The organism is Stenotrophomonas sp. GbtcB23 (genome assembly GCF_019091045.1).
Lineage (GTDB): Bacteria > Pseudomonadota > Gammaproteobacteria > Xanthomonadales > Xanthomonadaceae > Stenotrophomonas > Stenotrophomonas rhizophila_A.
The window spans coordinates 39934-59446 of sequence record NZ_JAGXKC010000003.1; the positions used below are offsets into that span (position 1 = coordinate 39934).

20 protein-coding genes are annotated in these 19513 nt (G+C 66.3%); 10 read left to right on the top strand and 10 right to left on the bottom strand.

Going from position 1 to position 19513, the window contains the following annotated elements:
- Positions 1 to 24 precede the first annotated feature (24 nt).
- Together KVS69_RS01975 and KVS69_RS01980 are read left to right on the top strand one after the other, a co-directional pair.
- Positions 25 to 1896, top strand: coding sequence for an ABC transporter ATP-binding protein (locus KVS69_RS01975; RefSeq protein WP_068853025.1), 1872 nt, complete (start codon positions 25 to 27; stop codon positions 1894 to 1896).
- 71 nt (positions 1897 to 1967) lie between these two features.
- Positions 1968 to 2747: a ferredoxin--NADP reductase gene (locus KVS69_RS01980; RefSeq protein ID WP_068853026.1), complete on the top strand. Its 780-nt coding sequence runs from the start codon at positions 1968 to 1970 to the stop codon at positions 2745 to 2747.
- A 105-nt stretch (positions 2748 to 2852) separates the two neighbouring features.
- Here KVS69_RS01980 and KVS69_RS01985 read toward each other — a convergent pair whose 3' ends face one another.
- Complete coding sequence (locus KVS69_RS01985; RefSeq protein WP_217536156.1) at positions 2853 to 3335, bottom strand: glutathione peroxidase; 483 nt, start codon at positions 3333 to 3335, stop codon at positions 2853 to 2855.
- Positions 3336 to 3459: 124 nt separating this feature from the next.
- Here KVS69_RS01985 and KVS69_RS01990 point away from each other — a divergent pair, with 124 nt between their 5' ends.
- Positions 3460 to 5625 (top strand): M3 family metallopeptidase, encoded by a 2166-nt coding sequence (locus KVS69_RS01990; protein ID WP_217536162.1) that lies wholly within the window; start codon positions 3460 to 3462, stop codon positions 5623 to 5625.
- A 140-nt stretch (positions 5626 to 5765) separates the two neighbouring features.
- Here the strand turns inward: KVS69_RS01990 and cfa are convergent, their stop codons facing one another.
- The 3 genes from cfa to KVS69_RS02005 all read right to left on the bottom strand — a co-directional run bounded on the left by cfa (position 5766) and on the right by KVS69_RS02005 (position 8118).
- Positions 5766 to 6884, bottom strand: a complete 1119-nt coding sequence (gene cfa / locus KVS69_RS01995) for a cyclopropane fatty acyl phospholipid synthase (RefSeq protein WP_217536163.1) — start codon at positions 6882 to 6884, stop codon at positions 5766 to 5768.
- A gap of 12 nt (positions 6885 to 6896) precedes the next feature.
- Positions 6897 to 7757 (bottom strand): DUF3298 and DUF4163 domain-containing protein, encoded by an 861-nt coding sequence (locus KVS69_RS02000; protein ID WP_217536166.1) that lies wholly within the window; start codon positions 7755 to 7757, stop codon positions 6897 to 6899.
- 61 nt (positions 7758 to 7818) lie between these two features.
- Positions 7819 to 8118, bottom strand: a complete 300-nt coding sequence (locus KVS69_RS02005) for a GNAT family N-acetyltransferase (RefSeq protein WP_217536167.1) — start codon at positions 8116 to 8118, stop codon at positions 7819 to 7821.
- A 212-nt stretch (positions 8119 to 8330) separates the two neighbouring features.
- On the opposite strand from KVS69_RS02005, the gene KVS69_RS02010 reads away from it, so the two are divergent.
- On the top strand, positions 8331 to 8507 hold the full coding sequence (locus KVS69_RS02010) for a hypothetical protein (RefSeq protein ID WP_184126639.1): 177 nt from the start codon (positions 8331 to 8333) through the stop codon (positions 8505 to 8507).
- 151 nt (positions 8508 to 8658) lie between these two features.
- On the opposite strand, the gene KVS69_RS02015 is transcribed toward KVS69_RS02010, so the two are convergent.
- Both KVS69_RS02015 and KVS69_RS02020 read right to left on the bottom strand, forming a co-directional pair.
- Positions 8659 to 9282 carry a rhomboid family intramembrane serine protease gene (locus KVS69_RS02015; RefSeq protein ID WP_217536168.1) on the bottom strand — a complete coding sequence of 208 codons (624 nt, stop codon included), beginning with the start codon at positions 9280 to 9282 and terminating at the stop codon, positions 8659 to 8661.
- Positions 9283 to 9290: 8 nt separating this feature from the next.
- Positions 9291 to 10853 carry an oligopeptide:H+ symporter gene (locus KVS69_RS02020; protein WP_068853049.1) on the bottom strand — a complete coding sequence of 521 codons (1563 nt, stop codon included), beginning with the start codon at positions 10851 to 10853 and terminating at the stop codon, positions 9291 to 9293.
- Positions 10854 to 11074: 221 nt separating this feature from the next.
- Here KVS69_RS02020 and KVS69_RS02025 point away from each other — a divergent pair, with 221 nt between their 5' ends.
- Complete coding sequence (locus KVS69_RS02025) at positions 11075 to 11863, top strand: endonuclease/exonuclease/phosphatase family protein (protein WP_254621975.1); 789 nt, start codon at positions 11075 to 11077, stop codon at positions 11861 to 11863.
- 56 nt (positions 11864 to 11919) lie between these two features.
- Here the strand turns inward: KVS69_RS02025 and KVS69_RS02030 are convergent, their stop codons facing one another.
- Positions 11920 to 12531: a superoxide dismutase gene (locus KVS69_RS02030; protein WP_093532582.1), complete on the bottom strand. Its 612-nt coding sequence runs from the start codon at positions 12529 to 12531 to the stop codon at positions 11920 to 11922.
- Positions 12532 to 12682: 151 nt separating this feature from the next.
- Here KVS69_RS02030 and KVS69_RS02035 point away from each other — a divergent pair, with 151 nt between their 5' ends.
- Both KVS69_RS02035 and KVS69_RS02040 read left to right on the top strand, forming a co-directional pair.
- Complete coding sequence (locus KVS69_RS02035; protein ID WP_068853055.1) at positions 12683 to 13162, top strand: ribonuclease domain-containing protein; 480 nt, start codon at positions 12683 to 12685, stop codon at positions 13160 to 13162.
- The gene (locus KVS69_RS02040; protein ID WP_217536176.1) at positions 13159 to 13596 is read left to right on the top strand and encodes a barstar family protein; all 438 of its coding nucleotides are present in this window, start codon (positions 13159 to 13161) and stop codon (positions 13594 to 13596) included. The genes KVS69_RS02035 and KVS69_RS02040 overlap by 4 nt, the downstream gene beginning before the upstream one ends.
- Before the next feature lie 62 nt (positions 13597 to 13658).
- On the opposite strand, the gene KVS69_RS02045 is transcribed toward KVS69_RS02040, so the two are convergent.
- A complete protein-coding gene (locus KVS69_RS02045) occupies positions 13659 to 15428 on the bottom strand; it encodes a hypothetical protein (RefSeq protein WP_217536177.1) in 1770 nt (589 codons plus the stop codon).
- A gap of 9 nt (positions 15429 to 15437) precedes the next feature.
- The gene (locus KVS69_RS02050) at positions 15438 to 16037 is read right to left on the bottom strand and encodes an NfuA family Fe-S biogenesis protein (RefSeq protein ID WP_068853063.1); all 600 of its coding nucleotides are present in this window, start codon (positions 16035 to 16037) and stop codon (positions 15438 to 15440) included.
- Positions 16038 to 16128: 91 nt separating this feature from the next.
- Here KVS69_RS02050 and KVS69_RS02055 point away from each other — a divergent pair, with 91 nt between their 5' ends.
- The 3 genes from KVS69_RS02055 to zupT are packed head-to-tail and all read left to right on the top strand — an operon-like array spanning position 16129 to position 17721.
- Positions 16129 to 16470: a 4a-hydroxytetrahydrobiopterin dehydratase gene (locus KVS69_RS02055; RefSeq protein WP_217536183.1), complete on the top strand. Its 342-nt coding sequence runs from the start codon at positions 16129 to 16131 to the stop codon at positions 16468 to 16470.
- Between the two features lie 5 nt (positions 16471 to 16475).
- Positions 16476 to 16892 (top strand): energy transducer TonB, encoded by a 417-nt coding sequence (locus KVS69_RS02060; RefSeq protein ID WP_217536187.1) that lies wholly within the window; start codon positions 16476 to 16478, stop codon positions 16890 to 16892.
- A gap of 19 nt (positions 16893 to 16911) precedes the next feature.
- Positions 16912 to 17721 (top strand): zinc transporter ZupT, encoded by an 810-nt coding sequence (gene zupT / locus KVS69_RS02065; RefSeq protein WP_217536188.1) that lies wholly within the window; start codon positions 16912 to 16914, stop codon positions 17719 to 17721.
- A gap of 518 nt (positions 17722 to 18239) precedes the next feature.
- Here the strand turns inward: zupT and KVS69_RS02070 are convergent.
- Positions 18240 to 19217, bottom strand: a complete 978-nt coding sequence (locus tag KVS69_RS02070; RefSeq protein WP_217536190.1) for an RluA family pseudouridine synthase — start codon at positions 19215 to 19217, stop codon at positions 18240 to 18242.
- Positions 19218 to 19513 lie beyond the last annotated feature (296 nt).

Genomic DNA, 19513 nt, shown 5'->3' on the forward strand with positions numbered 1-19513 from the left:
GCGATGGCAGGCACAATGTCGGCCATGCCCGCCTCCCCCGCCGCCGGCGCTTCCGGCCCTAAGAATCCCAGCCTGCGCGAACGCTTCCAGGCGATGCGCAACCTGCCCCCGTTCCTGCGCCAGGTCTGGCAGACCAGCCCGGCACTGGCCAGCGCCAGCCTGGGGCTGCGCGTCATCCGCGCGTTGCTGCCGGTGGCGATGCTGTACGTGGGCAAGCTCATCATCGATGCGGCGCTGCTGCTGAGCCGGCACGAGGCCGGCTTCCCGCCGTTCGACGAAGCGCTGTACAGCGGCCTGCTCAATCCCCTGCTGGGCCTGCTGGCGCTGGAATTCGGCCTGGCCATCGCCTCGGACCTGCTCGGCCGGATCGTCAGCTACGCCGACACCCTGCTCTCGGAGCTGTTCACCAACGTCACCAGCGTGCGCCTGATGGAACACGCGGCAGAGCTGGACCTGGAGGACTTCGAGGACCCGGACCTGCAGGACAAGCTGGACCGCGCCCGGCGCCAGACCATGGGCCGGATGAACCTGATGAGCCAGTTGTTCGGCCAGGTCCAGGACGCCATCACCGTGGCCAGCCTGGCGGTGGGCCTGCTGGTCTACGCGCCGTGGTTGATCCTGCTGCTGGGCGTGGCACTGGTGCCGGCGTTCATCGGCGAATCGCACTTCAACGCGGCCGGCTACAGCCTGAACTTCCAGTGGACCCCCGAGCGCCGCCAGCTGGACTACCTGCGCCAGATCGGTGCCAGCGTGGAAACCGCCAAGGAGGTGAAGATCTTCAACCTCCACCGCTTCCTGATCGACCGCTACCGGTTCCTGGCCGACAAGTTCTTCCGCGCCAACCGCGCGCTTGCGCGCAAACGCGCGTTCTGGGGCACCCTGCTGGCCGCCTTGGGCACGCTCGGCTACTACACCGCCTATGCCTACATCGCCTGGCGCACGGTGCGCGGCGACTTCTCCATCGGCGACCTGACCTTCCTGGCCGGCAGCTTCCTGCGCCTGCGCCAGCTGCTGGAAGGCCTGCTGATCGGCTTTTCGCAGGTGGCCAGCCAGGCGCTGTACCTGGACGATCTGTTCTCGTTCTTCCAGATCCAGCCGGAAATCCATTCTCGCCCGGACGCGGTCCCGGTGCCGCAGCCGATCACCCAGGGCTTCGTGTTCGAGAACGTGGGCTTCCAGTATCCCGACGCGGAAAGCTGGGCGGTGCGCCATCTCGATTTCGAGCTGCGCGCGGGCGAAGTGCTGGCCCTGGTCGGCGAGAACGGCGCCGGCAAGACCACGCTGGTGAAGCTGCTGGCGCGGCTGTACGACCCGGACGAAGGCCGCATCCTGCTCGACGGCCGCGACCTGCGCGACTACGACCTGGACGACCTGCGCGCCAATATGGGGGTGATCTTCCAGGATTTCGTGCGCTACAACCTCAGTGCCGGCGAGAACATCGGGGTGGGCCTGGTCGAAGCGATGACCGACGATGCGCGCATCCGCGACGCCGCGCGCCGTGGCATGGCCGAAGATGTGATTGCCGGGCTGCCGCAGGGCTACGAGCAGCTGATCGGGCGCCGCTTCAAGCAGGGCGTGGACCTGTCCGGCGGCCAGTGGCAGAAGATCGCCATCGCCCGCGCCTACATGCGCGATGCGCAGGTGATGATCCTGGACGAACCCACTGCCGCGCTGGATGCGCGCGCCGAGTTCGAGGTATTCCAGCGCTTCAAGGAGCTGTCCGACAACCGCACCGCGGTGCTGATCTCGCACCGGTTCTCTTCGGTGCGCATGGCCGACCGGATCCTGGTGCTGGCCGGTGGGCGGATCGAGGCCAGCGGCACCCACGCCCAGCTGATGGCGCAGGGAGGCCGCTACGCCGAGCTGTTCGAGCTGCAGGCGGCGGGATATCGCTGAACGGGGTTCAATGAGAATTTATCTCATTTGAGATAAACTGGGCGGGACAACACAGATCAGACCCCCTCCCCATGTCTTCCGCTTTCGGCGCCGAAACGGTGCTTGAGGTCCGTCACTGGACCGACGCCTACTTCAGCTTCACCACGACCCGCGACAGCGGTTTCCGCTTCGAGAACGGCCAGTTCGTGATGATCGGCCTGGAAACCGAAGCGCGGCCGCTGCTGCGCGCGTATTCCATCGCCAGCGCGAACTGGGAAGAGAACCTGGAATTCTTCAGCATCAAGGTCCAGGACGGCCCGCTGACCTCGCGCCTGCAGCACATCAAGCCGGGCGACAAGGTGCTGGTCGGCAAGAAGCCCACCGGCACCCTGCTGATCAGCGACCTGCACCCGGGCAAGCACCTGTACCTGCTGGGCACCGGCACCGGCCTGGCGCCGTGGCTGTCGGTGATCAAGGACCCGGAAACCTACGAGCGCTTCGACAAGGTGATCCTGACCCACGGCGTGCGCTACGAAAAGGACCTGGCCTACCGCGAGCTGTTCGAGAAGGAACTGCGCGAGCATGAGTTCCTGGGCGAGATGATCGGCGACAAGCTGCTCTACTACCCGGCGGTGACCCGCGAACCGTTCCCGAACCAGGGTCGGCTGACCTCGCTGATGGAAAGCGGCGAGATGCAGCGCACCCTGGGCCTGCCCGAACTGAGCCCGGAAAACGACCGCGCCATGATCTGCGGCAGCCCGCAGATGCTAGCCGACCTGCGCAGCGTGCTGGACGCCCGTGGCTTCCAGACTTCGCCGCGGATCGGTACGCCCGGCCACTACGTCTTCGAGCGCGCGTTCGTCGAAAAGTAACCGCTGCGGCATGCGCCGGACGCATCGCGTGGGACACGCATGGCGTGTCGCTACGCCTGTTCGCCGGTCACGAATCCGTAGGGACACGCCATGCGTGTCCAGCAGTCACCCCAACGCAGCCTGGATATCGCCGCGCAGGTTTTCCGGTTTGTCAGTCGGCGCGTAGCGTTCGAGCACCTTGCCATCACGGCCGACCAGGAACTTGCTGAAGTTCCATTTGATCGCGCCGATGCCCAGCAGGCCGGACTTCTCGGCCTTGAGCCATTTCCACAGCGGGTGCGCGCCATCCCCGTTGACCTCGATCTTCTCCGAGAGCGGGAAGTCCACGCCGTAAGTCAGCGAGCAGAAACTGCGGATCTCGTCCGCGTTGCCGGGTTCCTGGTGGCCGAACTGGTCGCACGGGAAGCCGATCACCACCAGGCCCTGGTCGCGATACGCCCGCCACACCTCCTCCAGGCCCTCGTACTGGGGCGTGAACCCGCATTTGCTGGCTACGTTTACCAGCAGCAGCGCCTTGCCACGGTACTGGCCAAGGTCCTGCTGCTGGCCGTCCAGGTCCACGAACGAGAAATCGAAGGCGGTGGTCATGGTCGTGCTCCAAGGAGGGGTGTGGCCATTGTATCGATACGACCACCGCACATGCCTTTCGACACAAGCCCCCACCCCTCACCCCGGGTTAACCTCGGGCACTTGTCTGACCGGAGATTACCCCTTGACCACCCGCCTTGCCCTTGCCGTCGCCGTGACCCTCGGCCTTGCCCTGCCCGCCTATTCCGCCGTTGCCGCCGCGCCTGCGGCCAGCGCTGCCCAGCAGGCCAACCCGTTCTTCGCCGACAGCACCCTGCCGCTGCACTACCCGCAGTTCGACAAGATCAAGGACAGCGACTTCGCCCCCGCCTTCGATGCCGGCATGGCCCAGCAGCTGAAGGAAGTGGAAGCCATCGCCAACAACAAGGCCAAGCCGACCTTCGACAACACCCTCATCGCCCTGGAAAAGAGCGGTGACACCCTCGACCGTGCGACCACCGTGTTCTTCAGCCTGGTCGGCGCCGACACCAACGATGCGCGCAAGAAGCTGCAGGCCGACTACTCGGCAAAGTTCGCCGCGCACAGCGATGCGATCGCGCTGAACGGCAAGCTGTTCGCCCGCATCCAGGCCCTGTATGACACCCGCAACCAGCTCGGCCTGGACGCCGAAGGCGTGCGTCTGGTCGAGAAGTACTACGAGAGCTACGTGCGCGCCGGCGCCAAGCTCAATGACGCCGACAAGACCAAGCTCAAGGAAATGAACGCCGAGCTGGCCAACCTGGGCACCAAGTTCAGCCAGAACGTGCAGAACGAAGTGAACGCCTCGGCCGTGATCGTCGACGACGTCAAGCAGCTGGACGGCCTGTCGGCCGAACAGATCGCTGCCGCCTCCGAAGCGGCCAAGGCCCGCAAGCTGGACGGCAAGTACGTCATCGCCCTGCTCAACACCACCGGCCAGCCGCCGCTGACCAACCTGGCCAACCGCGACCTGCGCAAGAAGATCTACGATGCCTCGGTCACCCGTGGCAGCCGCGGTGGCGAGTTCGACAACACCGCGCTGGTCGCGCGCATCATGCAGCTGCGCGCCGACAAGGCCAAGCTGATGGGCTTTGACAACTTCGCCGCCTACAACCTGACCAACCAGACCGCCAAGACCCCCGAAGCGGTCAACGCCATGCTCGGCCAGCTCGCCCCGGCTGCGGTCGCCAACGCCAAGCGCGAAGCGGCCGACCTGCAGGCGATGATCGACAAGGAACAGAAGGCCGCCGGCAAGAAGAGCTTCCAGCTCGAAGCATGGGACTGGGCCTACTACAGCGAGAAGGTGCGTCAGGCCAAGTACAACTTCGACGAATCGCAGCTCAAGCCGTACTTCGAGCTGAAGAACGTGCTGGAAAACGGCGTGTTCTTCGCCGCCAACCAGGAATACGGCCTGACCTTCAAGCAGCGCACCGACCTGCCGGTCTACCACGACGACGTGACCGTCTACGACGTGTTCGACGCCGATGGCAGCCAGCTGGCGATCTTCATCTTCGACCCGTACGCACGCGCGTCCAAGCGTGGCGGTGCGTGGATGAACTCCTATGTGTCGCAGTCCAAGCTGACCGGCTTCAAGCCGGTGGTGGCCAACCACCTCAACATTCCCAAGCCGCCGGCCGGCCAGCCGACCCTGCTGACCTGGGATGAAGTGACCACCACCTTCCACGAATTCGGCCACGCCCTGCACGGCATGTTCTCGAACGTGAAGTACCCCTACTTCTCGGGCACCTCGGTGCCGCGTGACTTCGTCGAGTTCCCCTCGCAGGTCAACGAGATGTGGTCGGACAACCCGCTCATCCTGAAGAACTACGCCAAGCACTACCAGAACGGCACCGCGATGCCGCAGGCGCTGCTGGACAAGGTGATCGCGGCGGCCAAGTTCAACCAGGGCTTTGCCACCACCGAGTACCTGGGTGCGGCCATGCTGGACCAGCGCTGGCACCAGATCGGCCCGGACCAGGTGCCGGCCGCCAAGGACGTGATGGCCTTCGAGCGCGCGGCGCTGGAGAAGGACGGCATCTACTACGCGCCGGTACCGCCGCGCTACAAGACCCCGTACTTCAGCCACATCATGGGCGGCTACTCGGCCGGCTACTACGCCTACATCTGGTCGGAAGTGCTCGACGCCAACACCCAGAAGTGGTTCCGCGAAAACGGCGGCCTGAGCCGCAAGAACGGCGACCATTTCCGCGAAACCCTGTTGTCCAAGGGCGGCAGCGTGGATGCGATGCAGCTGTTCCAGAACTTCGCCGGCCACGAACCGCAGATCGAGCCGCTGCTCGAGAAGCGCGGGCTGACCGCAGAAAAGAAGTAACGCGCCTGTAAGTCAAAACCGCCCGGCACATGCCGGGCGGTTTTTTTTCTGCATCAGGTTCATCGCGGACACGCATGGCGTGCCCCTACGTAGCGACATGCCATGCATGTCCTTGGCCATGCCACACCGTTCGCGTGTGATCACCTCGGTGCGACATACCCGCCCGGCACGCCGTTCGGCGACAGCACCAGCTGCCACAACTGGGCGTGCCGGCAGCGGAAGCTGGCCATCGAGCCGGCCAGGTAGAACCGCCACATGCGCTTGAAGCGTTCGTCGTAGCGTTGCGGGTCCAGCCGTGACCAGGCCGCCTCCACGTTGCTGCGCCAGGCCTGCAGCGTGCGGTCGTAGTCGGCGCCGAAACTGTGCCAGTCCTCCAGCACGAACAGGCCTTCATAGGCGGTAGTGATCTGCGCCGCCGACGGCAGCATCGAGTTGGGGAAGATGTAGCGCGCGATCCACGGGTCGGTGCGGTGGCGCGAGAGATTGCTGCCGATGCTGTGCAGCAGGAACAACCCGTCCGCTGCCAGGCAACGCCGCGCCATCTCGAAATAGCTGCGGTAGTTCTTATCGCCGACGTGCTCGAACATGCCTACCGACAGGATCGCGTCAAAGGTCTCGTCGACATCGTGGTAGTCCTGCAGGCGGATCTCGATCGGCAGCCCGGCGCACAGCTCACGTGCGTACTCGGCCTGCTCCTGCGAGATGGTGATGCCCACGCAGGAGACGCCGTAGCGTTCGGCGGCGAACTTCAGGGCCTCGCCCCAGCCGCAGCCGATGTCGAGCACGCGTTGGCCGGGGCGCAGCCGTAGCTTTCGGCAGATCAGGTCGAGCTTGGCTTCCTGCGCGGTGTCCAGATCGTCCGCGCCCGCCCAGTACCCACAGCTGTAGACCAGCCGCTTACCCAGCATCGCGCCGTAAAGATCGTTGCCCAGATCGTAATGGCGACGACCCACCTCGAGGTTGCCGCCGCCGGACTGCAGGTTGAACAGCCGCGCCCTGAGCGCGTCACCCAGTTCGCGCCAGCCGTGCACGCGTTCATCCAGGTGCGCCTGCATCAGGTGCAGCAGGAACCCGTCCAGCGAGGCCGCGTCCCATTGCCCGTCCATGTAGCTTTCGCCCAGGCCGAGCGACCCGTGCGCGATCACGCGCGCGTAGAAGTGCGGGTCGTGCACCTGGATGTCGTGCGGACGCTCACCATCAACGGTGACGTCCGCCTCGTGCAGCAACTCGATGACCCGTCGTTGCAGCCCCCCGTCCACGGCCGCCCTCCACTAGCCCTTGGCGAACAGCCCGGCGTAGGCCGGGGCCACGTGCGGTGCCAGCACGGCGGCGGGCACGTCCACGGTCTGGGTGCCATCCGAGTACGGGCCCACCTGGTACGGCGGGAACACGAAACGCACCGCGGTGATCAGCCCATTGGGGTCGGTCATCGGCTGGAACTGGCTGAAATTCTCGGCGCTGGCCCCGGTGCCGTCGGCGATCATGCGGCTGGCGCTGCGCAGCGATTCCTGCAGCTGGCCCGGATCCATGTCCTCGCTGCTCAGCCGGGTCGCCACGCGCTCCTTGAGCTGGTCGGCGATGTAGTCGCTGACCGCGCCCCAGCCTTTGGTATCGGCAATCAGCTTGTCGGCGGTGAGCATGGTCTGCGTTTCCGGCAGCCACACAAAACGCGCCACCAGCGGTTCGCCATGGGCACCGCCGGTATAACGGCTGCCGTCGGCGCTGATCACCACCAGCTGCGGGGTCTCCAGCACCTTTTCGAAACTCAGCGACAGCTCGTAGGGCATGGTCGGCTTGTCGTTGCCCAGGCCGTCCACGGCCTGCTGCAGTTCAGCGCGCGCCGCCGTGGCGTAGTCCGACAGCGCCTTGGCCAGCCCGGGGAAGCGGTTCACGTCCTGCGGGTAGCTGATGCCCACCACCGCCTGCGGGGTGTTTTCAATAACGTCACGCAGCTCCAGCGGCGCCTCGACGGCGGCCTGCGGCGCGGTGGCATCCGGCTGTGCGGTGGTGGTGTCGGATGCCGGTGCGACAGCGGTATCCGCCTCGCGCTTGCAGCCGGCCAGCAGCACCAGCCCCACGGCCAACGCCAGCGCGCCGGTACGCAGCGCGCGGCGGTTTCCTGCGATGTTCATTGCAATCCCCTTGTTGAAACCCAGCATGATGATCCTTCGTCCGTGAAAAAAACTGTGCCTGCTACGCCAGCAGGTCGTCGTACTCGGTGTGCCGTTGGAAGAACTGCTCGGCGTAGGCACACGCCGGCACCACCTTGTACTTGTTGTCGCGCGCGTAGCGCAGGGCGACCTTGGTCAGCTCCCCGGCGATGCCGCGGCCGGCAATGGCCTCGGGAACCTCGGTATGGATGATGACCATCCGCTTCCGCTTGATCTGGTAATCCAGCAGCGCCAGATACCCTTGGATCCGGGCCTGGAACCGGTGGCGGGCCAGATCGTGCTCCACCTCGTACGCCAATCCGGGCGGGGTGACCGAAGCCATGGGCGGTGTCTCCTGCGGCGACTGTCGCGATAGTGCGCAGCGTAGCGCCATGATCGCGTGAAGCCTGAACAGGGGCAACAGGCGACGCATTTGGTCACATAAGGTCCTAAAGTCCGCCCGATTCAAGCCGATATCGGTTTCGGACAGGCCGCGAAAGCTGGCACGCGTTTTGCGACACCTGTCTGCCCCATCCGTGTCCCAAGGAGTGTCACATGGACCATGCACCCGACTTCACCCAGCCCGGCGACGCCGACAGCTCGCTGCTGGAAGGCCTGTTCCAGCTGGCCCTGAATGGCCAGACCCAGGGGTCGGAGTTCGACCTGATCGACCACGAGGTCTACGCCCGCCTGCTCAGCACCTACGGTACCGACCAGCGTTTCGCTGCATGATGGAGCGTCACGACCAACGGTCGTGACCTACCCAATGCCCGGGGGTAGGTCACGACCGTTGGTATGCCTGCCTGCGGCAGGCCCCCTTCGGGCCGTCGGCAAGCGACGTTAGGAACGGCTGCGCCGTTCCTTGCGTGACCGCGCTTCCCCTTCAGCCGCCCAGGCTGAAGCGCGGGTTGCTCAACTCGCGCAGGAAGTGGTCGAAGATCGCCGGGCGCATCGCCAGCATGAAGATCACGCCGAACGCGGCACCGGCCAGGTGCGCGCTGTGGTTGATGCGGTCACCGCCCTTGCGGTCCATCCAGATGCTGTAGCCGACGTAGAACGCGGCATAGATGATCGCCGGCGCCGGGATGAAGAACACGAAGATGATGCTCCACGGGCTGATCAGGATGAAGGCAAACAGCACCGCCAACACCGCGCCGGACGCGCCCAGGCTCATGTAGTTCGGGTTCTTCTGGTTCTTCAGGTAGCTGGGCAGGATCGACACCACCAGCGCACCCAGGTAGAACGCCGGGTACGTGAGGTAGCTGCCGGTGAGGTTGACCATCACCGACTCGATCTGGCCGCCGAAGAAGAACAGCGTGATCATGTTGAACGTCAGGTGCGCCAGGTCCGCGTGGATGAACCCGTAGGTCACCAGGCGGTCGTACTGGCGCTTGCGGTCCACCGCCGGCGGCCACAGGATCAGGCGGTCGGCCAGCGCGCGGTTCTTGAACGCCATCCAGGAGACAAGAACGGTGATGGCGATCAGCAGCAGGTTGACGGGGGTCATGGCGGTACTCAGGCAGCGCGGTAGTTGTCGACCATACGATAGCGCTTGGCATACCAACCGAAGGCCAACGCCGCCACGAAGGCGAAGCCGGCGAAGAAGAACATCAGGAACGCGGCCTCGCTGAGCCCGGTACTGGCGATCTGGTGGGTCACCGTGTCGTTGCGCACCGCCGCGTTGGACAGCAGCACCCACAGGTTGCCGATGGTGGTGGTGAGGTTCCAGAAGCTCATCACCACGCCCTTCATCGCCTGCGGCGCCTGGCTGTAGGCGAACTCCAGGCCGGTGGCCGAGACCAACACCTCACCGAAGGTAAGCAGCGCATACGGCAGCATCTGCCAGAAGATGGACATGACGTTGCCGCCATCCATCATCACCTGGATGCCGCCGACCACGATCCAGGCCAGGCCGCTGAAGGCGATGCCGGCGGTCATGCGGCGCAGCGCGGTGGGTTCGAAGCCGAACCGGCGCAGCGCCGGGTACAGCACCAGGTTGTTGAACGGGATCAGGATCATCACCAGCAGCGGGTTCAGCGCCTGCATCTGCGAGGCGGTGAACCAGGACGGCATGGCCATCTGCTGGCCCTGCAGCACCCAGGTGGACGCCTTCTGGTCGAACAGCGAGAAGAACGGCGTGGTCAGCGCGAAGATCACCAGCACGCGCAGTACCGAACGCACGCCCTCCACGGCCTCGGCCGGGTGCACCGCGCGGGCGCGGTCGAGCTGGATCCAGGTACCGCCGCCCACGCCGGCCAGCACCAGCACCAGCGCGATGCACAGGCAGATCACGATGCCCAGGCTGCCGACCAGACCCATCGAGGCCACCGCCAGCACCGCGCCCAGGATGGCCAGGGTAAGACCCGGACGGCCCTTGCCCGGCACCTGCGCGGTCAGCGCGGTACGCACCACGTTGCCGAACGAATGCGGGTCCTTGGGCGGCAGCGGCACCAGCACGTAGCGCTTGCGGCCCAGCCAGAACACGAAGGTGGCCACGAACATCAGGATGCCCGGGATGCCGAACGCCCACTGCGGGCCCAGGTTCTTCAGCGCCAGCGGGATCAGCAGCGAGGCGAACAGCGAGCCGAAATTGATGATCCAGTAGAACGCGTCGAAGACGATCTTGGCCAGGTGCTTGTTGCTCTGGTCGAACTGGTCGCCCATGAACGAGGCCACCAGCGGCTTGATGCCGCCGGCACCCAGCGCGATCAGGCCCAGCCCGAGGAAGAAGCCTTCGCGGCTGTTCTCGAACAGCGCCAGGCAGGCATGGCCGGCGCAGTAGATCAGGCTGAACCAGAGGATGGTGTGGTACTTGCCGAAGAACTTGTCGGCCAGCCAGCCGCCCAGCAGCGGGAAGAAGTACACGCCGATCATGAAGCTGTGCATGATGTCCTTGGCCTCGCCGGCCCGGCCATCGGCCGTGATCTCCTGCAGCAGCAGCGAGGTGATCAGGAACTGCACCAGGATGTTGCGCATCCCATAGAAGCTGAACCGCTCGCAGGCCTCATTGCCGATGATGTACGGAATCTGGCGCGGCATGCTTCCCTTGCCAGCGCTGGCGGCTGCGGTCGTGCTCATTCTATGGGGCTGTCCTGCGGGTTCAAAGGGCGCAAGGTTACCGGAAGGGCCACGGCGGCGCACGTTGCGGCCGAACGTGACAACGCCGCCGCGCAATGGCAGGCATCTGGAATCCATTGACGGAAGTCACGGCACGTCGACGGACCAAGCGTAAACTTATCGTTATGCGCCTCCTCCCCACGGTTGTCGCAGGACGCTGGCACGGCTGGTTCCTGCTCCTGTTGTTGACCACTCCCGCGCTCCCGGCCGCCGCCCGGCAGAGCGAGGCGCCGCCACGCCTGCTCAGGATCGCCACACTGGAACTGCCGGCGGCCGACGAGGCCCAATGGGAGCAGCGCCGCGACCAGCTGCTGCAGGTGCTGGAAGGCCTGCAGCCGGACGTGATCGCCGTGCAGCGGGTGTTGCAGACCAAGGGCGGCAACCCCGCCTGCTGGCTGGCCACCCGCCTGCGCTACAGCTGCGACTTCGTCACCGCCGACCCGCCCAGCCAGCCGCTGCGCCACGGCAGTGCCATGCTCAGCCGGCTGCCGGTGGCTGAAGACGGGGTCACCCTGCTCCATCCGCCGGGCCGGTTCAGTGCGGCGGGCATGCTGCGGGTGAACCTGCAGGACGAGCAGATCAACATCTATGTCGCACGGCTGCGCCCGGACCCGGACGAAGCGCTGGTGCGGAAGCACCAGACCAGCGACCTGATGACCTGGATCGGCGCCACCTCGGACGGCCTGCCATCGTTGATTGCAGGCGACTTCTCGGCTGACACCGATGAACTGGTGCGCAGCTCACCCGGCTTCCAGCCGGCGCGCAAGAATCCCGGCGAGCGCGTCGACCCGCCGTCGGCAGCCGGGATCGCGGGCGGCCATGGGCTGGATGTGCTGTTCCAGGTGAGCCACTTCGCCGGGCAAGGCCTGCAACCGCTGAAGCTGCCCGCACTGGAAGGCACCGATATCGGCGCCCTGCGCCTGGGCATCATTGCGACCCTGAGGCTTCAGGGCGAAGCCCAGGCCCGGTAAACGAAAAGGCCAGGCATTTCTGCCTGGCCTTTCCGGTATCCAGTTCAACGCTGGAATCAGGCGATGGCTTCCTGGTAACGACGCTCGACTTCCTTCCAGTCGACCACGTTGAAGAACGCGCCGATGTATTCCGGGCGACGGTTCTGGTACTTCAGGTAGTACGCGTGTTCCCACACGTCCAGGCCCAGGATCGGCGTGTTGCCTTCCATCAACGGGCTGTCCTGGTTGCCGGTGCTTTCCACTACCAGCTTCTTGTCCGGGGTCACGCTCAGCCACGCCCAGCCGCTGCCGAAACGGGTCAGCGCCGCCTTGGTGAAGGCTTCCTTGAACTTCTCGAAACCGCCCAGCTGGGCGTCGATGGCCTGGCCGACGTCGCCAGTCGGGTTACCGCCGGCGTTGGGCGCCATCACGGTCCAGAACAGGGTGTGGTTGGCGTGCCCGCCACCGTTGTTGCGCACCGGGCCCTGCAGGTTTTCCGGCAGCGACTTGAGCTTCTTGACCAGCTCCTCAACCGGCAGGTCGGCGTATTCGGTGCCTTCCAGTGCCGCGTTGACGTTGTTGATGTAGGTCTGGTGGTGCTTGGTGTGGTGGATTTCCATCGTGGCCGCATCAATGTGCGGCTCAAGCGCGTCGTAGGCGTAGGACAGCTTGGGGAGGGTGTAGGCCATGTGGTTCTCCTGGTAGCTCACTCGCCCGGCGAAGACCGGGCGTTGCGAAGTCGATGATGGGGATGGCCGCCAAGCTTACCAACCCCCACGTAAAGGAAACTTCGTTTGGCTACGCTACATTAACCCCGTCCCCCGCACACTCGATGTTCACATGCGCAAACCTCTACTGCTGCTCGTTGCCATTGTCCTGCTGGTGGGCGGTCTTTTCGCCATCAAGGAAGCCCAGCGCGCGCCCGCGCCGCAGTTCGCGCCGTCGCTGACCCAGCCAGGCGCCGATGCTGCGCCACTCGACAACGCCCCGGCCAATCCCGGCGCCGCCGCGCAGCGCACTCACGACCCACTGCCTGCCTTCCTGCCTGCAGAAGCACGCCAGACCATCCTCCTGATCCAGCGCGGCGGTCCCTACCCGCACCGCCAGGACGGCGGCGTTTTCAGCAACCGCGAACAGCGCCTGCCGGATCGCCCGCGCGGCTATTACCGCGAGTACACCGTGGACACGCCGGGTGCCGGCAACCGCGGCGCACGCCGCATCGTGACCGGCGGCACTCCGCCGACCGGTTGGTTCTACACCGACGACCATTACGAAACCTTCCGCAGTTTCGAGGTCCCACCTGCCGGGAGCTGGCAATGAACCACGATGGATTCGAACTGGGTCTGGACGACATCAACAATGCGGGCGTGTATTCGGTCACCAACGCCGACATCGGCGCGCTGTCGGCCGCGATGCGCGATGCCCGCCTGCGCGTGGCCACGATCGACCTGGGCGGCTGCCGCGACAAGCGCACCCTGATCGCACGCGTTGCCGCGCAGCTGGATTTCCCACAGACGTTTGGTGGCAACTGGGACGCGCTGCTGGATTGCCTGCGCGACCTCGGGTGGATGAAGGCCAACGGCTACGCGTTGTTCTTCAGTGATGCGGACGAGTTGCAGGAAAACGCGGAGAAGGACTTCGACACGTTCCTGGATGTGCTGGAGGACGCCAGCAAGACGTGGCTCGAACACGACGTGCCGTTCTGGGCATTCGTCGCGCTGGAAGACGCAGGAAGCGACGATTCGGAGGGGTAATCCCGCGTAGCGACACGCCATGCGTGTCCCACGGACGGCATGATCCCACGTGGCCCTTGCGGTCAACGGCTTCCGTTGTCGTCCTGTAATTCCTTCTTGAACGGAATGTCCGGCGGCGGGCGAGCCACCGCCGGCTGGTCCTGCATGTTCGGGTCGGACAGGCCGCAGCCGCCGCCGAACTGCAGGATCGAGACCACGCAGGAAATCTTTGAGCTGGTGCCCGGAATCGGAATCTCCACGGCCTTGATGCCCTTGCGCACCCATTCGGCCAGCAGCGATTCGTTCGGCGCCCAGTACTTGTCGAACGAGGTCGGTGTGTAGTCGTACGGCGGGCGCTTGAGCCACGTCCCGGACTGGGCGATGCGTTCGCGGCTCCAGCCATCGTTCTCGCCACCGGGAGCGCCGCGCTCGCTGTCGCCGCTTCCCGCCTGCCCCGGCACGCGCACGCTGCCGTCGGCGTTGAACAGACCCTCGCCGGTACGCCCGGCGCCCTGGTTGGCCTGCGCGCCACTGCGCTCGCCGGCCCGGTTGCGGTCGGCCGCGCCCCAGTCATCGCCCCGTGCGGGCGTGGCCCAGTTGCCCGGCGTGGGCGACGGACGCGCGGCCGGCGCACGGGCCGGCGCGGCACTGGAGGCGGTGCTGCGGCTTGGGCTGGCCTGGCTGGCCGTACTCGCCCCTGGCGTGGGCGAAGGTGCGGACGCTGCCGGCGATGGGGTCGCTGCGGCCGGGGCCGGGCGCGGCGCGGCATTCGGCACCGCACGCTCACGCACCGCCACTTCCGGACTGCGCCCGGGCACAGTGATCTCGCGCTGCGGCACCGGCGCGACCGTGACCGACACTGACGGCGCCGGGGTCACTTCACGTTCGCGCACCTGCAGATCACGCTGCGGCACGGTGACCTCAACCCGCGGACCCGGCACGGGCACCGGTGCGGTGGGCGCGGTGACCACGGTGACCTCTCGTTCGCGCACCGCCACGTCGCGCGGGCGCACCTGCGTTTCCACCGGGCGCACGGACGGGGTGATCGAAGGCGGCGTCGGTGCCTCCGCCACCTCCACGGTGCGTTCGCGCACCTGCGGCTCGGGCGCGTCGCGCGGAATCACCCGCACTTCAGTGCGCGGCACGCTGGTGGGCGGCACCACGAAATCGGTGGTGGCTTCGGCCACATCGGTGGCCTGAACCGGCTGTTCGACAGCGGTGGGCGCAGGGGCTGGCGGTGTCGGCGCGGGTTCGGTACTGGCGGTCGGCGCCGGCGCCGATGCCGGCGGCTGCGGCGCGGTGGCTGCGGTCGAGCTCGCCGGTCGGGGCTGCGAGGCGGCGGCCGCTTCTGCCTGGGCGCTCGCAGCGGCGGCGGCCGCGCTGCCTGCAGCCGTCGGCTCGCCGCCACCACTTTCCTGGGGTGTTCCGCTGCCCAGGAATTCCACCTGGATGCGGCCGCCATCACCGCCCTGCTCCGGCTGCACCGGCGGGCGGATCAGCGCCACCCACAACAGCAGCAGCGCGAACATGACGTGCAGCAGCACGCTGATGACCGCCGAGGTCCAGCGCATCCAGCGCTGGTCGCGCGGGGCCGGGTCCCAGGTCTGCCAGAGCAGCCGCCGCAGCGACTGCACGAAGCCCAGCGCCGGCAGCCGGCCGGGGGAGCCCGGCAACGGCCGCTGGATCAGTTCGGCAATCACTTCGGTCGAGCGGAACGGGCGCGGCAGCGGCGTCAGCGCGCGCAGCCACAGGCCCCACCCGTAGGGCAGGCCCGTGGTTTTTTCAACGATGCGTTTGTCCGGCTGGCGGGAAAGCAGCCAGTCGAGGATGTCGTCAGCCCGGCGCAGTGTCACGCAGGCCGGTCAGGCAGCCGTGCCGCGCGGAATATACGGCGCGTGACCGCTGTCGTGGTCGGTCGCGTCACGTACGGCGGTGATGCCGGGCACGCGGCCCATCAGGGTTTTCTCGATGCCCTGCTTGAGGGTGACGTCGGCCATGCCGCAGCCCTGGCAGCCGCCGCCGAAGCGCAGCAGCACCACGCCATCGGCAGATACTTCCTGCACCGCGACCTTGCCGCCGTGCGAGGCCAGCTGCGGGTTGACTTCGTTTTCGACAACCCAGCGCACGCGTTCAACCAGCGAGGCCGAATCGGCCGGGGCTTCGCCCTTGATCTTCGGGGCCTTGATGGTGAGCTGCTGGCCGCCGGTGGCATTGGTGACGATGTCGATGTCGGCACCGTCCATCCAGCCCACGCTGTCGGACGCCACGTACAGGGTGAAGCCGTCGCAGTCCACCGCCCACTCGTCGCCGAGCAGGTCGGCCGGTTCGGCGAACTCCAGCCGGGCATCGGCACGCGGGGTGCCGGCATCGACGGCGCTGAGGCGCACGCCCATACCGGGCACGGCTTCGCGCTCGATGAGCTTGCGGAAATAGGTCTGGGCAGTGTCGGAGATCTGGATCATGCGGCTATTCTAGCGGCTTACATGTTATGCGCTCATTCGGTTTATACACTGTCCGGCGCATTGTTCAGGCATACACGAGGTGGAGGATTTCATGGCCGACCTGATTCCGCTGGCGCAGGCCCGTTGCGTACCGCGCAAGGGCAGCGACCACAAGCTGGGCGAAGCCCGCATAGCCGAGCTGCTGCCGCAGGTTCCCGGCTGGGAGCTGGCCGAACTGGGGCAGGCCCTGACCCGGACCTTCCGCTTCGCCGACTACTACAAGACCATGGCGTTCGTGAACGCCCTGGCCTGGGTGGCCCACGCCGAGGACCACCACCCGGACCTGGGGGTGCATTACGACCGCGCCGTGGTGCGCTTTTCCACCCACGACGTGGGCGGGTTGAGCGAGAACGACTTCATCTGTGCAGCCAAGGCTTCGGGCCTGACGGAGTGATTTTGATGAACATCCAGGTACGCGTGGCGGTGACCGCAGCGGTGCTGACCCTTGCCGGGTGTGGCGGGTCGTCGGAGCCGGCCGCACCGGTGGCGGCGCCTACCGAGGTGGCTGCGGTGAAGACCCCGCCGCCGGTGTACCCGATCGAGCTGGCCTGCCAGGCCATTGGCGGCACCACCACGCTGAAGGTGGTGGTGGGGACCGACGGCAAGCCCGGCCAGGTGCAGCTGGTGAGCGGCAGCGGCAACGCACAGCTTGATGAGCAGGCGCAGAAGGCGGTGGAAGGCTGGCAGTTCAAGGCGGCCACCCGCGCCGGCCAGGCGGTGCCCACCACCATCCAGGTGCCGGTGAGCTTCAACCCGCCGCAGCCCAAACCCGATGAGTGCTTCGCGGTGGAAGAACGCCTGCGTCGCGGCGGCTGATCAAAGGACGCTGTGGCGGATGCCGGAAATCTCGAGTGAAAACGTATGGGTCGCCCTGCTGGTGACCCTGGCTGCCGGGCTGGCCACCGGCCTGGGCAGCCTGATGGTGTTGTTCTCGCGCCGCCCCAATCCCCGCCTGCTGGCCTTCGGCCTGGCCTTCGCCGGCGGCGCGATGGTGTTCGTGTCGCTGACCGAGATCCTGACCAAGGCGATCGATTCGTTCACCCAGGCGTATGACGCGCGCGTGGGCTATGCCTACGCCACGGCGGCGTTCCTGTGCGGGGTACTGCTGATCGTGCTGATCGATCACCTGATTCCGAACCCGCACGAAAGCCTGGACAAGCAGGACCCGATGTTCCGGGAGAACAACAAGGCCTACATCAAGCGGGTGGGCCTGCTGACGGCGGTGGCGATCACCGCGCACAACTTCCCGGAAGGCCTGGCCACGTTCTTCGCGACGCTGGAAAGCCCCTCGGTGGGGATGCCGCTGGCGTTCGCCATTGCGATCCACAACATCCCCGAGGGCATCGCGATCGCGGTGCCGGTGTATTTCGCCACCCAGAACAAGTTCTATGCGTTCGGCGCCAGCCTGCTGTCGGGCCTGGCCGAGCCGATCGGCGCGGCCATTGGCTACGTGGTGCTGTCTGGCGTGCTCAACCACGCCACCTTTGGCTGGGTGTTCGGGATTATTTCCGGGGTCATGGTGTTCCTGGCCCTGGACGAACTGCTGCCGGCCGCCAAGCGTTATGCCAAAGGCCACGAAACCGTCTACGGCCTGGTCGCCGGCATGGCCAGCCTGGCCATCAGCCTGGTGTTGTTCAAATGGTGATGTGCGTGCGGGCGTGGCGCAGATTGCGTGGGCCGGCCAACGGCCGGCGCTACCGGATGCGGGTTGATTTGATTCCAATCCCGATGGGCCTGCGACGGTTACCGGGCCTCTGGTTGGTTGATCCCGATCTGTGGACGTTACGTAGCGGTTCGTAGCCCCGGCCGTTGGCCGGACACCGCGCGCAGCGCGGCCCAAGTCTCAGGAGGTGGCCGAATGCGGCCTCCCGATACTCCGTCCGGCGTTTAGACGATCCGAAGCGGTAGCGCCGGCCGTTGGCCGGCTGCTCTTCGTTCCGGGATCATGAACGCCTGACGGGCGGCTTCGGAACGTCTAAACGCCGGGTGGTGGCGGCAATCGTTGGGTGACCGTCTCCGGACGCTTGGGCCGCGCTGCGCGCGGTGTCCGGCCAACGGCCGGGGCTACGAATTCATATGGGCCCATTGGGATTGGGATCAATCAACCAACGGTCGACGACTTTTTCCGGGCCCATCCGGGCCCGGATCAATCAACCAACAGTGTCACCCCAACCGGTTCAACGCCTCGGTCAGCTCTTCGGCCAATGGCGCATTGAGCAGGTAGGGGGTCTTGCCGGCGTCCAGCGAGAACTCCAGCGAGGCGGCGTGCAGGAACAGGCGTTTCAGGCCGATCTGGTCACGAAGCCGCTTGTTGACGTCCGGATCGCCGTATTTGTCGTCACCGGCCACCGGGTGACCCAGGTGCCGGGCGTGCACGCGGATCTGATGGGTACGGCCGGTTTCGATCCGGACTTCACAGAAAGAATGGCCGCCCTTGCGCTCCAGCACGCTGAAGTGGCTGATGGACTCCTTGCCGATCGCATTGACCTGGACGTGGCGCTCGCCGCCCTGGCGCAGGCCCACGTGCAGCGGCGCGTCCACGGTCATGGTGCCGTCGGGCATGCGCCCCACCAGCAGGGTCAGGTAGCGTTTGCGGATGCCGGCGCCGTGGTCTTCCCGCAGCAGCGCCTGCAGCTCGCTCAGCGCCGAGCGCTTCTTGGCCACGATCAGCAGGCCCGAGGTGTCCCGGTCCAGCCGGTGCACCAGCTCCAGGGTCTTGCCGGGGCGAAGGGCGCGCAGGGTCTCGATGGCGCCGAAACTGATCCCGCTGCCGCCGTGGCTGGCCACGCCGGAGGGCTTGTTCAGGGCCAGAAGCCGCTCGTCTTCGTAGACGATGGCGTCTTCCAGCCGCTTCATGAACGCCGCCGGCGGGCCGGCCTTGTCTCCCTCTTCGGTGAGACGGACCGGCGGGACGCGCACTTCGTCGCCCTCCACCAGCTTGCGTTCGGCCTTGGCGCGGCCGCCGTTCACCCGGACCTGGCCGCTGCGCACGAGTTTGTAGACCAGACTGCGTGGCGCACCCTTCAGCTGGCCGAGCAGGAAGTTGTCCAGGCGTTGCCCGGCGCGGTCGGCCGGGACAGTCAGGAGACGGACGCTGGTCTTGCCTTCAGCGGGTTTGGGGGACGGCACGGTATCAGTCATTGGCCTTTTATTCTGTTACACTCGGCGGGCGAGATAAGGGATTGATTTCGTTGGAAGTTGCTCTGGGCCAGAAGCCCGACTTCCCTCGATTCCGGCACAGTGCGCAGCCACCGCCCCCGGGGCGGCCATGTTAGCGGCTCACCGGCAGTCCCGGCCATCGCCGGATGCCTGACACGCGTCTGCGCTGAAAAAATGTCCCTGTGGCGCTCCAGCCTGGCTGAAAGCTGCCTCCGGCCCGCAACACCCAAACCAAAACAAAATGAAGCGCTCCCGCGGCCTGCCGTGGTGTTGTAGCG

What these genes read in the sequence shown, in the direction of transcription:
- KVS69_RS02020 (WP_068853049.1), bottom strand. Translation starts at nt 10,853, where the DNA reads ATGAGCACGACCGCAGCCGCCAGCGCTGGCAAGGGAAGCATGCCGCGC.
- KVS69_RS02030 (WP_093532582.1), bottom strand. Translation starts at nt 12,531, where the DNA reads ATGGCCTACACCCTCCCCAAGCTGTCCTACGCCTACGACGCGCTTGAG.
- KVS69_RS02010 (WP_184126639.1), top strand. Translation starts at nt 8,331, where the DNA reads ATGGACCATGCACCCGACTTCACCCAGCCCGGCGACGCCGACAGCTCG.
- zupT (WP_217536188.1), top strand. Translation starts at nt 16,912, where the DNA reads ATGCCGGAAATCTCGAGTGAAAACGTATGGGTCGCCCTGCTGGTGACC.
- KVS69_RS02040 (WP_217536176.1), top strand. Translation starts at nt 13,159, where the DNA reads ATGAACCACGATGGATTCGAACTGGGTCTGGACGACATCAACAATGCG.
- KVS69_RS02050 (WP_068853063.1), bottom strand. Translation starts at nt 16,037, where the DNA reads ATGATCCAGATCTCCGACACTGCCCAGACCTATTTCCGCAAGCTCATC.
- KVS69_RS01980 (WP_068853026.1), top strand. Translation starts at nt 1,968, where the DNA reads ATGTCTTCCGCTTTCGGCGCCGAAACGGTGCTTGAGGTCCGTCACTGG.
- KVS69_RS02000 (WP_217536166.1), bottom strand. Translation starts at nt 7,757, where the DNA reads ATGAACATCGCAGGAAACCGCCGCGCGCTGCGTACCGGCGCGCTGGCG.
- KVS69_RS02035 (WP_068853055.1), top strand. Translation starts at nt 12,683, where the DNA reads ATGCGCAAACCTCTACTGCTGCTCGTTGCCATTGTCCTGCTGGTGGGC.
- KVS69_RS02060 (WP_217536187.1), top strand. Translation starts at nt 16,476, where the DNA reads ATGAACATCCAGGTACGCGTGGCGGTGACCGCAGCGGTGCTGACCCTT.
- KVS69_RS01985 (WP_217536156.1), bottom strand. Translation starts at nt 3,335, where the DNA reads ATGACCACCGCCTTCGATTTCTCGTTCGTGGACCTGGACGGCCAGCAG.
- KVS69_RS02070 (WP_217536190.1), bottom strand. Translation starts at nt 19,217, where the DNA reads ATGACTGATACCGTGCCGTCCCCCAAACCCGCTGAAGGCAAGACCAGC.
- KVS69_RS01975 (WP_068853025.1), top strand. Translation starts at nt 25, where the DNA reads ATGCCCGCCTCCCCCGCCGCCGGCGCTTCCGGCCCTAAGAATCCCAGC.
- KVS69_RS02055 (WP_217536183.1), top strand. Translation starts at nt 16,129, where the DNA reads ATGGCCGACCTGATTCCGCTGGCGCAGGCCCGTTGCGTACCGCGCAAG.
- KVS69_RS02005 (WP_217536167.1), bottom strand. Translation starts at nt 8,118, where the DNA reads ATGGCTTCGGTCACCCCGCCCGGATTGGCGTACGAGGTGGAGCACGAT.
- KVS69_RS02015 (WP_217536168.1), bottom strand. Translation starts at nt 9,282, where the DNA reads ATGACCCCCGTCAACCTGCTGCTGATCGCCATCACCGTTCTTGTCTCC.